The sequence below is a fragment of the Streptomyces sp. NPDC045026 genome, assembly GCF_056432625.1.
In genome coordinates this window covers 311880-325337 of the sequence record NZ_JBWKIS010000007.1, presented here as the reverse complement: position 1 = coordinate 325337, position 13458 = coordinate 311880, and the positions used below count along the sequence as shown (strand labels likewise).

Below are 13458 nucleotides of genomic sequence, written 5' to 3'. Positions count from 1 at the left end.
AGAACTGGCTGTATGAATCAGGCACTGGAGTCCCTGCTCGATCTGCTCGACCTCGAGCGGATCGAGCAGGACATCTTCCGCGGGCAGTCCCGCTCCGCCGTCGTCCCCCGGGTCTTCGGCGGACAGGTGGCGGCCCAGGCGCTCGTCGCCGCCGGGCGCACCGTCCCCGGTGACCGGCACGCCCACTCGCTGCACGCGTACTTCCTGCGGCCCGGCGACCCCGGCGCGCCCATCGTCTACACGGTCGACCGGATCCGCGACGGGCGCTCCTTCACCACGCGCCGCGTCGTCGCCGTCCAGCACGGGCAGCCGATCTTCCATCTCTCGGCGTCCTTCCAGACGTACGAGGACGGGCTCGAGCACCAGGCGGCCATGCCGCCCGCGCCCGACCCGGAGACGCTGCCCACCGCCGCCGAGATGCTGCCGCGCTACGCCGACGCGTTCGTCGAGCCGGGCGTCGCCGAGCGCCTCCTCGAAGCGCGCGAGGCCGTCGACCTGCGGTACGTGGACGCGCCGCCGTTCGGCAGCGTGGGCACCCCGCAGGAGCCGCGCTCGCAGGTCTGGTTCCGTACGAACGGCAAGCTCGACGGCGTCATCGACGAGCCGCTGCTGCACGTCTGCCTCGCCACGTACGTCTCCGACATGACGCTCCTGGACTCCGTGCTGCTCGCGCACGGGCGCGGGGGATGGGCCGTGGGCGACGTGGTCGGCGCCTCGCTCGACCACGCGATGTGGTTCCACCGGCCGTTCCGCGCGGACGAATGGCTCCTGTACGACCAGGAGTCGCCGTCGGCGTCGGGCGGGCGCGGCCTCGGCCAGGCCCGCATCTACACCCGCGACGGACAGCTCGCAATCTCCGTGATCCAGGAGGGCGTCGTCCGCGTCCCGCGCTAGCGCCTCTCGTCCGGATCAGGCCGGCGTGGTTCGCGGCGCGTGGCGATCGGACATACCGTCACCTGCATGGGCACGAGCGCTGAGCAGAGTGGGACGGCCGGGGACACGGAGGAGAACGGCGGGGGCGAGAGCGTCACCACCGTCCTCGTGGCGGCCGCCGCCAATCTCGGGATCGCCGTCGCCAAGGCCGTCGCCGGAATCATCAGCGGGTCGAGCGCCATGCTCTCCGAAGCCGCCCACTCGGTCGCCGACACGGTCACCGAGGTGCTGCTGCTCACCGCGCTCAAGCGCAGCGAGAAGCCCGCGGACGAGGAGCACCCCCTCGGCTACGGGCCCGAGCGCTACATCTGGGCCATGCTCGCCGCCGTCGCCACCTTCGTCGGCGGCGCCGTCTTCTCGATCTACGACGGCGTGCACACCCTGGTGGCCGGCGAGGAGCTCGGCAACCCGCTCATCTCGTACATCGTCCTCGCCCTCGCCTTCCTCCTGGAGGGCTTCTCGCTGCGGACGGGCATCAAGCAGGCCCGGGGCGAGGCCGAGCGCATGGGGGCGCCCGTGGGCCGATATCTGCAGCGCACCCCCGACACCGCCGTCAAGGCCGTCGTCATGGAGGACGCGGCCGCCCTCGTCGGCCTGGTCCTCGCCGCGGGCGGACTGCTCGGCGGTCAGCTCACCGGCTCCGGCGTCTGGGACGCCATCGCCTCCCTGTGCATCGGCGCCCTGCTCCTGTACGTCGCCTGGGTCCTCGGACGGTCCAACGCCGAACTCCTCATCGGGCGCCCGCTGCCCAAGCCGGTCCGCCTGAAGATCCGCGAAATCCTCGCAGGTGTCGAGCACATCGAGGCCGTACTCGAACTGACCACCCTCGTCCAGGGGCCGCGCGAGGCGCTCGTCGCGGCGAAGGTCGACCTGCGCGACACCTCCACCGCCGCGCAGGTCGAGTGGGCCTGCGAGGAGGCGGCCCGCCGGCTGCGCGAGCGGTTCCCGAACGTGACCCGGGTCTACCTCGACCCGACGCCCGGCTTCGCGCAGCGGCGCGAGGAGGGGCTCAACCCGTGGGGCTGAGGCCCGCCGCGTCGAGGAGGTACGCCGTCATCGGGTCGTAGTGGCGCGGGCTCGTGACGTGGTCGTCGAGCGGCACCGTCACCTGAAGGGTGCCCTCCGCCTCACCGATGAACAGCGCCGGGTCGTTGGAGTCCGCGTATCCGACGGAGTCGATACCGCGCTGCCCCGCGCAGCCCGCCCAGCCGTGGTCGGCGACGACCAGGTTCGGCAGCGGGCGGCCCTCGCGCTCCAGGCCGTCCAGGATCCGCGCCATGGGGTCAGGGGAATGCGTGTGCCACAGCGTCGCGCCGCGCTCCAGCATCGCCACGTCCGCGAACTGGAAGACCATGCCCTCGTCCGTGGAGAGCCCCTCGGGGATCACGACGATCTCGCAGCCCGCCGTGCGCAGCGCCGCGGCCGTCGCGCGGTGCACGTCGAGGAGGCCGCCCGGGTGCCCGGTCGCGAACAGGACGCGCTCCTTGCCGGCCGCCGCCTTGCGCAGCCGGGCGCCCATGCGCTCCAGGGCGTCGACCGTGAGCTGCGGGTCGATGGTGTCCTGGCCGAAGCGGTACTCGGGATCGTCGTTCACGCCGCAGCGCTCCGCCATCACCGCGAGGACGTCCTGCTCGTCACTCCAGCGGTCGCCGAGCTCCAGGCCGAGCCAGTAATGGCGGTCGCCGTTCGCGAGCCTGCGGTAGTGGGAGAGGTTGTTGTCGCGGGGTGTGGCCACGTCGCCCGCGATGCGGGTGCGGATCAGATGGTCGACGAGCGCGGCGCGGCTGGGGGTCCCGGGTATCGGCATGCACCCCATTGTGCCGTCGGGCGCTGTGACGGGCCCCGATGTCCCGGGGGGTGGGACGGGCGTCACTCCGCGTGGCGCAGAGCGAACCACAGCTCCATGCGCACGTCGGGGTCGTCCAGGTCGGTGTCCAGGAGCGTCGCGCACTTCGCGATGCGCTGGCGCACGGTGTTGCGGTGGACGGCGAGCGCGGTGGCCGTACGGTCCCAACTCCCGTGCAGGGAAAGCCAGGTACGCAGCGTCTCGGTCAGCGCGGGCGTGTGGGCGATCGGGGCGAGGAGCGTCCGGGCGTGGGCCGTCGCCTCCCCGGGGTCGAGGAGCGAGGCGAGTCCCCGCGCGTCCACGTGGTGATGGACGAGCGTCGCGCGGGTCGCCTTCGCCCGGATCAGGGCGCGCGAGGCCTGCGCGCTCGCTGCCGCCAGGTCGTCCGTGGGAGCCGCACCGCTCACCCCCATCACCCAGCCCTCCTGGGCGATGACCTCCTGGTCCGCGGGCAGCAGGGCGCGTACGAGGGAGTCGGTGGTGTCGACCAGGGGCGTGCCGAGGGAGACGGGGGGCGGGGACGGATGGTCGGGCGCGGCGTGGACCACCCGCCACGTGCCGCCGCCGAGCAGCGCCGCGACACCGGACGGCTCCTCGCCCAGCAGGAGCCGGACCAGGGCCGCCGAGCGCGCCGCCTCGGCCGTCGTCTGGTGCTCGCCCGTGAGCAGGGAGAGCAGGACCACCGCCACCCCCGCGATCGTGTGATCGCCGGGGTCGCGCCGGCCGACCGCCGTCCCCAGCGCGTAACCCTCGCCGCCGCCCAGCGCGTACGCCGCCAGATGCGCGCCGCCCACCGAGTCCGCCGCCGAGGTGGGCGCGGGGAAGAGGCGGGTCTCGCCGGGGCGGACGATCCGCATCAGCTGGGTCATCGCGGCGCTCACCTCGGCCGTCGGGTCGGGGCCCGCCCGGCCGACCTCCGAACCGTCCGGTGCGGTGAGCACCGCCCAGCCGCCGGTGCGCTGGGCCAGCTGCCGCAGCACCGCGGGCACCGGGTAGGGCCGTGCCGCCGCCGTGGCGAGGCCCTGCTGCGCCTCGCTGACCCGGCGCAGTTCCGCGTGCCGTGCCTGGGCCATCAGCTGCCACACCGCACGGGTCACCCCGCTGAACGTGGAGTGCGGCGGTACCTCGAGGAGAGGCAGCCCGTGCCGCTCGCAGGCCTCGACCAGGGCCCGCGGCACCGTGTCGTGCACCGGCGCGACTCCGAAGCCGAGCGCCACGCCGCCCGCCGCGACGATCCGCGCCACATAGTCGTCGTAATAGGGGCCCGTGCCCGCCGCCTCCGTCGCGTGCACCCCTGCGGTCAGCAGCAGCTCGCCGCCGAGCAGATACGGGTACGGGTCGGCCATCTCGGACGTGTGCGCCCAGTGGATCACCGTGTCCGGGCCGACGGGCGGGCCCGCGATCTGGCGCAGGCCCAGGTCCTCGCGGGCGAGCAGCGCGGTGAGCGGCACCGGCGGAGTCGGCGGGACGGCAGGTGCTGGGGGAGCGGGGGGAGCGGGCGGTCTCAGGGGGTCCGACGGGCCCGCCGCCGGCCGGGTTGCGTCCGGCATGGTGGATGTTTTCTCCATCCAGTCGCGAGAGGGTGGATAAAAAGTACACTTCAGCGTTGCTTTCAGGCCACCTAAGGTCGTGCCGACCGCAGGCCTCGGGTACGGGCGGATGTCCCCACGGCCGGTCACCCCCGCTCTCTCCCCATCTGCACGACACGCCACTGAGGTGCGCGAAGGAGGACTGCCACATGGCCGTCGACTACACAGTGATCGTCGTCTATCTCGTCGGCATGCTCGCCATGGGCTGGTGGGGCATGCGCCGCGCCAAGTCCAAGAGCGAGTTCCTCGTGGCGGGCCGCAGGCTCGGCCCGATGATGTACTCCGGCACCATGGCCGCGATCGTTCTCGGCGGCGCCTCCACCATCGGCGGCGTGGGCCTCGGCTACCAGTACGGCCTGTCCGGCGCGTGGATGGTCTTCACCATCGGCCTCGGCCTGCTCGCGCTGTCCGTGTTCTTCTCGGCGCGCATCGCCCGCCTGAAGGTCTACACCGTCTCCGAGATGCTCGACCTGCGCTACGGCGGCCGGGCCGGAGTCATCTCCGGTGTCGTGATGTGGGCGTACACGCTGATGCTCGCCGTCACCTCGACCATCGCCTACGCCACGATCTTCGACGTGCTGTTCGACATGCCCCGCACGGTCGCGATCATCCTGGGCGGCGCCATCGTCGTCGCGTACTCGACGCTCGGCGGCATGTGGTCCATCACCCTCACCGACATGGTGCAGTTCGTGGTGAAGACCATCGGCGTGCTGCTCCTGCTGCTGCCGATCGCCGTCATCAAGGCCGGCGGCTTCAGCGAGATGAAGGCCAAGCTGCCCACCGAGTACTTCGACCCGCTGGGCATCGGCGGCGAGACGATCTTCACGTACGTGCTCATCTACACGTTCGGCATGCTGATCGGCCAGGACATCTGGCAGCGCGTGTTCACCGCCCGCAGCGACAAGGTCGCCCGCATCGGCGGCACCGTCGCGGGCACCTACTGCCTGGTCTACGCCGTCGCCGGCGCCGTCATCGGCACCGCCGCGAAGGTCATGTACCCGAAGCTGCCCAGCGCCGACGCCGCGTTCGCGACCATAGTCAAGGACGAGCTCCCCATCGGCGTGCGGGGCCTGGTGCTCGCCGCCGCGCTCGCCGCCGTGATGTCGACCTCGTCCGGCGCGCTGATCGCCTGCGCGACCGTCGCCAACAACGACATCTGGTCGCGCCTGAAGGGCGTCGTCGGCAGCAAGAGCGAGTCGTCCGACGAACCGCACGACGAGGTGAAGGGCAACCGCGTCTTCATCCTCATCATGGGCGTCGCGGTGATCTGTATCGCCATCGCGCTCAACAACGTCGTCGAGGCGCTGACCGTCGCCTACAACCTGCTCGTCGGCGGGCTCCTCGTGCCGATCCTCGGCGGACTGCTGTGGAAGCGCGGCACCGTGGCCGGCGCCCTCGCCGCCGTCACCGTCGGCGGACTCTCCGTCATCGGCCTGATGTGGGGCTACGGGATCCTCGCCAACGAGCCCGTCTACTACGGCCTCCTGCTGTCCCTCGCCGCCTACGTCATCGTCTCCCTCGCCACCAAGCCGACCGACGCCGCGGTGCTCGCCACCTGGCGCGAGCGGCTCGCGGGGCGCGGGGCCGACGCGGAGACGGACGCGGTGACGGACGCGGAGCCGGCCACCGCCACTCAGTAAAGTCGAAAAGCGCCGCGTAGCCCCGCCAAGGGCTGCGCGGCGCCAACAAGCGTAGGAAAGAAGGCAATTCGCATGAGCAGCAACGAGACGCCCCGCGGTCCGGTCGACTCCTCCCGCGTCCCGCGGTACGCCGGTCCCGCCACCTTCGCGCGGCTGCCCCGCCTCGACGAGGTGGGCACCACGGACGTGGCCGTCGTCGGCGTGCCCTTCGACACGGGCGTCTCGTACCGGCCGGGCGCCCGCTTCGGCGGCAACGCGATCCGCGAGGCGTCCCGGCTGCTGCGCCCCTACAACCCGGCGCAGGACGCCTCCCCGTTCGCCCTCGCGCAGGTCGCGGACGCCGGTGACATAGCGGCCAACCCGTTCAACATCAACGAGGCCGTCGAGACGATCGAGGCCGCCGCTGATGATCTTTTGAGTTCGGGCGCCCGCATGATGACGCTCGGCGGCGACCACACCATCGCGCTGCCGCTCCTGCGCTCGGTCGCCAAGAAGCACGGCCCGGTCGCGCTGCTCCACTTCGACGCGCACCTCGACACGTGGGACACGTACTTCGGCGCCGAGTACACGCACGGCACCCCGTTCCGCCGCGCCGTCGAGGAGGGCATCCTCGACACCTCCGCCCTCTCCCACGTCGGCACCCGTGGCCCGCTCTACGGCAAGCAGGACCTGACCGACGACGAGAAGATGGGCTTCGGCATCGTCACCTCGGCGGACATCTACCGCCGAGGCGCGGACGAGGTGGCCGACCAGCTGCGCCAGCGCATCGGGAACCGACCCCTCTACATCTCCATCGACATCGACTGCCTCGACCCGGCCCACGCGCCCGGCACCGGCACCCCCGAGGCCGGCGGCATGACCTCGCGCGAGCTCCTGGAGATCCTGCGCGGCCTGTCGTCCTGCAACCTCGTCTCCGCCGACGTCGTCGAGGTCGCCCCGGCCTACGACCACGCGGAGATCACGGCCGTCGCCGCCTCGCACACCGCGTACGAGCTGACGACGATCATGTCCCGCCAGATCGCGTCGAGCCGTCAGGAGGCAGACGCCAAGTGACGCACGACCACGACCTGGAACTGCTGCCCACCGCGGCGCAGACCGAGGCCGCCCTCAACCCGCCCGCCGGGCGGAACGGCGGTGACCTCGTCGTCGAAACGCTGCACGGCCTCGGCGCGTCCACCGTCTTCGGGCTCCCCGGCCAGCACGCGCTCGGCATGTTCGACGCGCTGCGCCGCTCGGACCTGCGGTACGTGGGCCTGCGCGTGGAGAACAACGCGGGCTTCGCGGCCGACGCCTACGGGCGCGTGACCGGTGAGGTCGCGCCCCTCCTGCTCTCCACCGGACCCGGCGCGCTGATGTCGCTCGCCGCGCTCCAGGAGGCGGCGGCCGCGTCGGCGCCGGTCCTGGCCATCGGCAGCCAGATCCCGGTCGCCGGGCTCGGCGGCGGACGCCACGGCTATCTGCACGAACTCCGCGACCAGCAGGCCTCGTTCCGGGACGTGGTCAAGTCCGTCCACACCGTCCGCACCCAGTCGCAGATCCCGTCCGCGATCGCCGCCGCCTGGGAGTCCGCCCTCACCGCGCCGCACGGCCCGGTCTGGGTGGAGATCCCGCAGGACGTACTCCTCGCGGAGACGACCCTTCCGGTCGTGACGGCGATGGACGCGACGCCGCGCGAGCTGGTGCCCCGCCCCGAACTGACCGCTGTGGCCGCCGACTTGCTGTCGCGCGCCTCCCGTCCCGTGATCATCGCGGGCGGCGGCGTCGTACGGTCGGACGCGAGCGGCAAGCTGGTAGCCCTCGCGGAGCGCCTCGACGCCCCCGTCGTCACGACCTTCGGCGGCAAGGGCGCGTTCCCCTGGGAACACCCGCTCTCGCTCCAGTCGTGGATGGAGGACCGCCACACGACGGACCTCCTGGAAGACGCGGACGTCCTGCTCGTCGTCGGCTCCGGCCTGGGCGAACTCTCCTCGAACTACCACACGTTCGCGCCGCGCGGCCGAGTGATCCAGATCGAGGCGGACGCCGGAAAGCTGGAGTCCAACCATCCGGCGCTCGGTATCCACGCGGACGCGCGCCTGGCGCTCTCGGCGCTCCTGGAGACGGTCGCGGAGCGGCACGACCCTTCGGCTCCCGAGCGGGTCGCGGCCCTTCTCTCCGCGGTCCGCGAACGCCTGGACGGCCAGGACCTGGCCTTCGAGCGCGAGATCCTGGGTTCTGTGAGGGCTGCACTCCCGGCCTCCTCCCCCTCCTTCTGGGACATGACGATCCTCGCCTACTGGGCCTGGTCGGCGTGGCCTGGAGCGCTGCACTCGGCGCAGGGCGCGGGCGGCCTCGGCTACGGCTTCCCGGCCGCGCTCGGCGCCGCCGCGGCCGACCCGTCGAAGCCGGTCCTCGCGGTCTCGGGCGACGGCGGCGCGATGTACTCGATCGCGGAACTGGCCACGGCGAAGCAGTACAACCTGCCGGTGACGTGGCTGATCGTCGACGACGGCGGCTACGGCATCCTGCGCGAGTACATGACGGACGCGTTCGGCGAAGCCACGGCAACGGAACTCTCCCGCCCGGACTTCGTGGCGCTCGCCGAGTCGTTCGGGGTCACGGGCGTACGGACGTCCCCGGAGACGCTGCGGGACGACCTGGCCAAGGCGCTCGCGGAGCCGGGCCCGTCGGTCGTGGTGCTACCGGCGCTTTTGAAGATGTTCGCGCCTACGCATCTGGGCTGAGGCGATCAGCCGATCGGTCGTTCACGCGGCGGCCTCCGGGAGATGTCTTCCCGGGGGCCGTTGGCGTTTGCGGGCCCTAGGCCGCTTTGGCTGCCGCCACATCGCGCGCTCGGAGCGCAAGTTCGCGTACAGGGAGGGCAGTTGGGTGCCGACGCAGGTCTGCGCTCATCGTGTGGAAGTGATCGTCTCCGCGGTTGGACGAGACATGTTCGTACTCATCCAGGAATCGCGACCAGCTCTCGCAGGCGGCGTCGAGGTGGCCGAGGCGCAGCTGGCGTTGCGCGAGGACCGCGTAGGAGTGCACACGCCCTTGGCGTTCCTGCTGGGGCTGAAGCCGGATCGACTGCTTGAGAGCCCTGATCGAGCCCTTGAAGTCTTTTTCCTCGTACAGGACATGGGAGACGTGGAAGAGATAGGCGGTCTGGTCGTAGCCGCCGATCGCGTCCCTGCGGTTGTCTGCTTTCGACAGGGCGTCCTCCGCCTCCTTGAGGCGGGCGTGCGCTTGGTGCCTGAATCCGACCATGGACGCGGAATGGGCTTGCTGACCGCGCAGGAATGCCACGAGACGTGGGCCCGCCGTGGGTGCGGCTTCCGCTGCGGAGTCCGCGAGCTCCAGAGCCTTTGGCCCGTATCCCAGGTTGGAGGCCTGGAGGGACATGCCGCGCAGGGTCCTGCAGTAGGTGATGTGGTCCTCCGCCTCACGGGCCAGGCCGAGGGCTTGGACGTAGTAGCGCTGTCCGAGGCCGTGGGCCTTCTCGTACATCGCCATCCATCCGGTCAGGTACGTGAGATCGGATGCGGCTGCCAGCATTTCTTTGCGGACCGATTCCGTGGACTGCGCCTGGAGCCAGGGGCCGACGGTGTTGACGAGAAACGCGGATGCCATGGGCAACGCGTGCCCGGCTCCGAGTTCGTCGAGGATGTCCGCGATCCGTTCGGTCATGGTGCGAATCGACTGCACCTGTGAAGAGCCGATGCGAACGGTCCTCTTGCCTGGGGTGACTTGTTCGTCGGCTGCTCGTGCGGGCAGGGCGAACGCGGGCACTGAAAGCGCAGCGGAGAAGACTGTGGCAGCCAGCATGCTGCGGCGGGACGGATCCATCGTTGCCCTTCCGAGGTCGATCAACTCCTCGACAGTGTCGGTGTGACGCACCTCCGTGAGGGACGGAGCAGGCTTCAGGCCGGCCTCCGCATGGGTGACGGGCCGTCCGAGCCGCGCGGAGAGAGCTTCGACGATCAGTGCCCTGACCTGGGATTTCGGTTGGGCTCCTGCGATCCAGTGCGCGACTGCAGTGCGGTCGTACGTCAGGTCGAGTCCTGCCTGGGGGCCGAGGCGGTTCACCTGCTGTGCGAGCTGGGTCCTGGTCCATCGCGCCTGGTCAAGCAGGTTGTCCAGGGCGGGATTGGGAGTGCGCTTCCGTGCCATGTCCTCAACTCCTGGCAGATTCCGCGGCATTCGACGACGGCGTTCACGGTGTTCACGGTCGCACCGTCTCCCAACGGTACCTGCGGAGGGTGTCTGGGCGGTTACCTCTTGCACAGGCGCCGAGCGATCTCGGCCGAAACGGAAGACCCCCGCGACCGCTGGAGACGGCCCGGGGGCATGGCCCTCAACTAACCAGGAGTTGAAGACGTGTTGCACCATATCGCCCGCCTCGTGGAGCCGATGCTGCGGTTACTCGTCCCTGCCTCGGGGCGTCACCGGCAGGACGCCGGAGAGCCGCTCAGCCCCGAACCCGCAGTCCCCGCCCCGCCCCGCCGCCCCTCCCCGCACACGGCCCCGCTCCGCGGCGAGGACTCCCGACTCGTCCGCCCGTACCTCCTCGCCCACGAGCGACGCGACCTTGCCCACGAGCAACACGAGCAGGCGAAGCGCCAACGCGCCCGCCGCCGCGCCCTATGGCTCGCCGTGCACGGCGTAGACATCGGCCCGCGCCGCATCCACGGTGTCGAGGTGGTCGCGTGATCTACCGGAGCCACGACGCCACAACCGTCACCCTGGCCCGCCTCCTGCCCTGGTCCAACCTGGACGGGAACCCCTGCTACCTCGTCGGCGACGGTACCGCCAACAGTCATAGCCACCTCTCCCGCGTAGCCGACAACGTCGAGTCCGTTCAGCTCGACATGGCTGAAGAACTCCTCGACCATGCCGCCGATCTCCTCGGCGAAGGCGAAGGCGAAGGCGCAGGCAACACCACCGCGCCCCAACTCCACTTTCTGGCATCTCGATTGGCCGAGTCGCTGCGCGACGTGCACCGCATCGCGCTGAGTCGGGGTGAACGACTCCCCGCTCCCGACCGCGGTGACTACGCCTGTGAGGCGGACGACGGCGCCAGCGCCGCGGACTGATCCGTTCCGCCGGGCATTTCTGTGGCCGGTACGCGAATGAGGTATGCCGAAGCATCACACGGTTCGGTCGCAGGCATGCGCTATCCGCGCTCCAACCGGAAAGCCGGGCACGTGTCCGGGTCGGCCTCGTCGTAGAGGGCAGTACGTTTCGAGTCGACACCGATTGAAAGGAGGTCGACCGTGTTGACAGTGGTGAGCGCATCCGGCTCGTCAAAGGAGAGTCGGACCATCGGGTACTTACCGGAGTCGGCCGTCTTGTCGACCTGCCAGGTGCCCGAGCCGTCGAACGTCTGGTCCTTGCCGTACCTCGGGAAGTCGCTGCTCGGCCACTTGCGCACCGTCATCGTGCCGCCGAACTGACCAGGAGTCGTCTTGAGGGTGATCGTGCTTCTGTCAGCGTCGCCCGAACCCCGGTAACTGCCCTCCAGATCGGCCGAGTTGACCTCCGCGGACTTTCCCGGCACGCACCGCTCGAACGTATCCGACGAGCAGCCCACGAACAGCCCGCCGGCAAGCGCGGCGGCCAGTGCGACCCCAGCACAGAGGAATTTCTTGTTCACTGGGACCCCTTGTGCGACTGGGCCGGGATGCGCTCGGTCCAAACGATCTTCTGGTCGACGGAGGAGAATGGTCCCGACTCGCGGTTCGTCTTCTCCAACCAGTCGTAGTAGCCGACGTAGTGCAAGAACGATGCGTTGCTCGTCGAGTTGTCGAGTGTGTACTCGACGACAAGTGAGCCGTCCGGATCTTCGCCCTTGACGTCGTAGCCGAGGGAGTACGAGCCGACGAACGCCTCCCCCAAGTGGTCCTTGTCGCCAGTGACGATGGCGGGAATATCCGTGGTGACGAGTTTCTTGAACGCGCCGAGCTTGCCGCTCTCGGAGATCGAATAGCGCACAGCTCCGGAGTCGTTTCCGTCCGTTCGCCACTTGTGCAACGTGTCGAGGCGTAGTTGCTTCATGCTCTCACTGGAGCGGATCAGCTCCGTCATCTTGTCGCCCGCTGCGAATTCCTTGTCGCGCGATCCCTCTCCGGTGACCCAGTTCCCGCCGAGTGAGTATGGAGAGTCGCCCTGCGTTAGCGGGTAGGGGTCCTTGCCCTGCATAGCTCGACCGAGCGCGTTGTACTCGTCCTCACCGATCTTGTCCGTGGTGTCGATATTCGTATGCTTCGGCTTGTCGTTGAACCACTCGCCGAGTCCCACGTCGGACATGAGGCTGAAGGCCAGATTGCGGTCAGCGGCTACGGCACGCCCGCAGAGGTGTGCAATCTCCCGTTGGACCGCCTTGATCGCCCGCTCGTCCTCCGAGCCCTTTTCGATTGGCTTACATATCCCGTCGATGATGTCGGGCGAGACATCGCCATTCCCATCGACGTACATCCCCTTGCCCGTGGCGTGCTTTACCGCCGCCGCCAGATCGCGGCGTACGGCCTTCACCTCACCGACGGCGTCCTCGACGACTCCGCGCATGGCCTCGACGACCTTGTCCGCCGCTGCATGTCGTCAATCATCCGCCAGGCGTACGGGGCCGCAGCGCCCTCCCAGTACCCCTTGTTGCGCAGCGGGACGAGGACCTCGCCATGGACACGTTGAGGAAGACCCTTGATGTCCTTGTGCAGGGTGCTGAGCTGGTCGGCGAGGCTGTCCAGGCCCGTGATGTCCGCGTCCATGAACTCGCGGTAGAACGCGGGCATTTCAGAGACCGTCCAGACTCGACTTGGGGCGGCGCACCTGGTTCAGATCATCCCGAACAGCGCCATCCGTTTTGTGGTAGCTGTCAGCGCTGCCCCGAAGGCTTGCTGCGATATGCGCCAGCCAGCCCGTGACCGTACCGGCCTGCTTCTCCCAGTTCTTGTGAGCAAGCGTTATGCCAAGCTTCGAGTCCCAGCCCGACAGTCCATTCGCCGCTGTGAGTGCCGGCCCTTCGAGTGACGCCGCCGCCTTGTAGAAGGCTTCATGGACCTCGTCCGTGTGGCGTGCCGCCTTGCGCAGGATGGACGGCGCGATCCGCAGCCGATCCTTGCCGTTCGGGTCAGGGGTGCCCTTCGGCGGCAGCAGAGGGGATGGGCGGGGCAGGAGTGGGTCACCTGTCGGTAGCGGCTGGATTTCCAGCGGGTCCCTATAGCTGTCAGCGGGCGGCGCAGTGGCCAGCCCTGCCGTCGCGGGACTGTGGTGCTTGGCTGCCTCGTCCGGCGATATCGGAAGCTGCGTCTGGGGCGGTTCGGGAAGCTTGTCGTCCCCCTCCACCGTGTTCCCTGACGTGCCGTTGCCCGTTTTGCTGTCGCTCACGCGATGCACCCCCCCGTACCTCTGTCTTCGCGAGCGACTTTAACGGAAGCGAATCAGGCGCCATCAAACGCCTTCTCATCAGTGCAGG

At 69.8% G+C, this 13458-nt stretch carries 14 protein-coding genes; 7 read left to right on the top strand and 7 right to left on the bottom strand.

What is annotated here, in order from left to right:
• Positions 1–12: 12 nt before the first annotated feature.
• Together AC07EJ_RS18585 and AC07EJ_RS18580 are read left to right on the top strand one after the other, a co-directional pair.
• Positions 13–894, top strand: coding sequence for an acyl-CoA thioesterase (locus AC07EJ_RS18585; protein ID WP_362902212.1), 882 nt, complete (start codon positions 13–15; stop codon positions 892–894).
• Positions 895–960: 66 nt separating this feature from the next.
• The gene (locus tag AC07EJ_RS18580) at positions 961–1959 is read left to right on the top strand and encodes a cation diffusion facilitator family transporter (protein ID WP_478884544.1); all 999 of its coding nucleotides are present in this window, start codon (positions 961–963) and stop codon (positions 1957–1959) included.
• Here the strand turns inward: AC07EJ_RS18580 and AC07EJ_RS18575 are convergent.
• Positions 1943–2740 carry a phosphatase gene (locus AC07EJ_RS18575; protein WP_478884543.1) on the bottom strand — a complete coding sequence of 266 codons (798 nt, stop codon included), beginning with the start codon at positions 2738–2740 and terminating at the stop codon, positions 1943–1945. The two genes, AC07EJ_RS18580 and AC07EJ_RS18575, sit on opposite strands and share 17 nt — an antisense overlap.
• Before the next feature lie 62 nt (positions 2741–2802).
• Positions 2803–4329 carry a PucR family transcriptional regulator ligand-binding domain-containing protein gene (locus AC07EJ_RS18570; protein ID WP_478884542.1) on the bottom strand — a complete coding sequence of 509 codons (1527 nt, stop codon included), beginning with the start codon at positions 4327–4329 and terminating at the stop codon, positions 2803–2805.
• Positions 4330–4517: 188 nt separating this feature from the next.
• Here AC07EJ_RS18570 and AC07EJ_RS18565 point away from each other — a divergent pair, with 188 nt between their 5' ends.
• From AC07EJ_RS18565 to AC07EJ_RS18555, 3 genes are all read left to right on the top strand, one after another.
• On the top strand, positions 4518–6008 hold the full coding sequence (locus tag AC07EJ_RS18565) for a sodium:solute symporter family protein (protein WP_389477184.1): 1491 nt from the start codon (positions 4518–4520) through the stop codon (positions 6006–6008).
• A gap of 72 nt (positions 6009–6080) precedes the next feature.
• A complete protein-coding gene (gene speB, locus AC07EJ_RS18560; RefSeq protein WP_389477187.1) occupies positions 6081–7061 on the top strand; it encodes an agmatinase in 981 nt (326 codons plus the stop codon).
• The gene (locus AC07EJ_RS18555) at positions 7058–8731 is read left to right on the top strand and encodes a thiamine pyrophosphate-binding protein (RefSeq protein WP_389477189.1); all 1674 of its coding nucleotides are present in this window, start codon (positions 7058–7060) and stop codon (positions 8729–8731) included. Before speB ends, AC07EJ_RS18555 begins: the two co-directional genes overlap by 4 nt.
• 76 nt (positions 8732–8807) lie before the next feature.
• Here the strand turns inward: AC07EJ_RS18555 and AC07EJ_RS18550 are convergent, their stop codons facing one another.
• Complete coding sequence (locus tag AC07EJ_RS18550; protein ID WP_389477191.1) at positions 8808–10157, bottom strand: tetratricopeptide repeat protein; 1350 nt, start codon at positions 10155–10157, stop codon at positions 8808–8810.
• 207 nt (positions 10158–10364) lie between these two features.
• Here AC07EJ_RS18550 and AC07EJ_RS18545 point away from each other — a divergent pair, with 207 nt between their 5' ends.
• Positions 10365–10697, top strand: a complete 333-nt coding sequence (locus AC07EJ_RS18545; RefSeq protein ID WP_389477193.1) for a hypothetical protein — start codon at positions 10365–10367, stop codon at positions 10695–10697.
• A complete protein-coding gene (locus AC07EJ_RS18540; protein ID WP_478884541.1) occupies positions 10694–11080 on the top strand; it encodes a hypothetical protein in 387 nt (128 codons plus the stop codon). Before AC07EJ_RS18545 ends, AC07EJ_RS18540 begins: the two co-directional genes overlap by 4 nt.
• An 80-nt stretch (positions 11081–11160) precedes the next feature.
• Here AC07EJ_RS18540 and AC07EJ_RS18535 read toward each other — a convergent pair whose 3' ends face one another.
• The 4 genes from AC07EJ_RS18535 to AC07EJ_RS18520 are packed head-to-tail and all read right to left on the bottom strand — an operon-like array spanning position 11161 to position 13370.
• Positions 11161–11640, bottom strand: coding sequence for a hypothetical protein (locus AC07EJ_RS18535; protein WP_389477197.1), 480 nt, complete (start codon positions 11638–11640; stop codon positions 11161–11163).
• The gene (locus AC07EJ_RS18530; protein WP_478884540.1) at positions 11637–12551 is read right to left on the bottom strand and encodes a hypothetical protein; all 915 of its coding nucleotides are present in this window, start codon (positions 12549–12551) and stop codon (positions 11637–11639) included. Before AC07EJ_RS18530 ends, AC07EJ_RS18535 begins: the two co-directional genes overlap by 4 nt.
• The gene (locus tag AC07EJ_RS18525) at positions 12515–12775 is read right to left on the bottom strand and encodes a hypothetical protein (RefSeq protein ID WP_478884539.1); all 261 of its coding nucleotides are present in this window, start codon (positions 12773–12775) and stop codon (positions 12515–12517) included. The genes AC07EJ_RS18530 and AC07EJ_RS18525 overlap by 37 nt, the downstream gene beginning before the upstream one ends.
• A 1-nt stretch (position 12776) precedes the next feature.
• Positions 12777–13370 carry a type VII secretion target gene (locus AC07EJ_RS18520; RefSeq protein ID WP_478884538.1) on the bottom strand — a complete coding sequence of 198 codons (594 nt, stop codon included), beginning with the start codon at positions 13368–13370 and terminating at the stop codon, positions 12777–12779.
• Positions 13371–13458 lie beyond the last annotated feature (88 nt).

Coding starts and splice junctions, on each gene's coding strand:
- AC07EJ_RS18585 (WP_362902212.1), top strand. CDS start 13: ATGAATCAGGCACTGGAGTCCCTGCTCGATCTGCTCGACCTCGAGCGG.
- AC07EJ_RS18580 (WP_478884544.1), top strand. CDS start 961: ATGGGCACGAGCGCTGAGCAGAGTGGGACGGCCGGGGACACGGAGGAG.
- AC07EJ_RS18575 (WP_478884543.1), bottom strand. CDS start 2,740: ATGCCGATACCCGGGACCCCCAGCCGCGCCGCGCTCGTCGACCATCTG.
- AC07EJ_RS18570 (WP_478884542.1), bottom strand. CDS start 4,329: ATGCCGGACGCAACCCGGCCGGCGGCGGGCCCGTCGGACCCCCTGAGA.
- AC07EJ_RS18565 (WP_389477184.1), top strand. CDS start 4,518: ATGGCCGTCGACTACACAGTGATCGTCGTCTATCTCGTCGGCATGCTC.
- speB (WP_389477187.1), top strand. CDS start 6,081: ATGAGCAGCAACGAGACGCCCCGCGGTCCGGTCGACTCCTCCCGCGTC.
- AC07EJ_RS18550 (WP_389477191.1), bottom strand. CDS start 10,157: ATGGCACGGAAGCGCACTCCCAATCCCGCCCTGGACAACCTGCTTGAC.
- AC07EJ_RS18530 (WP_478884540.1), bottom strand. CDS start 12,551: ATGCGCGGAGTCGTCGAGGACGCCGTCGGTGAGGTGAAGGCCGTACGC.
- AC07EJ_RS18525 (WP_478884539.1), bottom strand. CDS start 12,775: ATGCCCGCGTTCTACCGCGAGTTCATGGACGCGGACATCACGGGCCTG.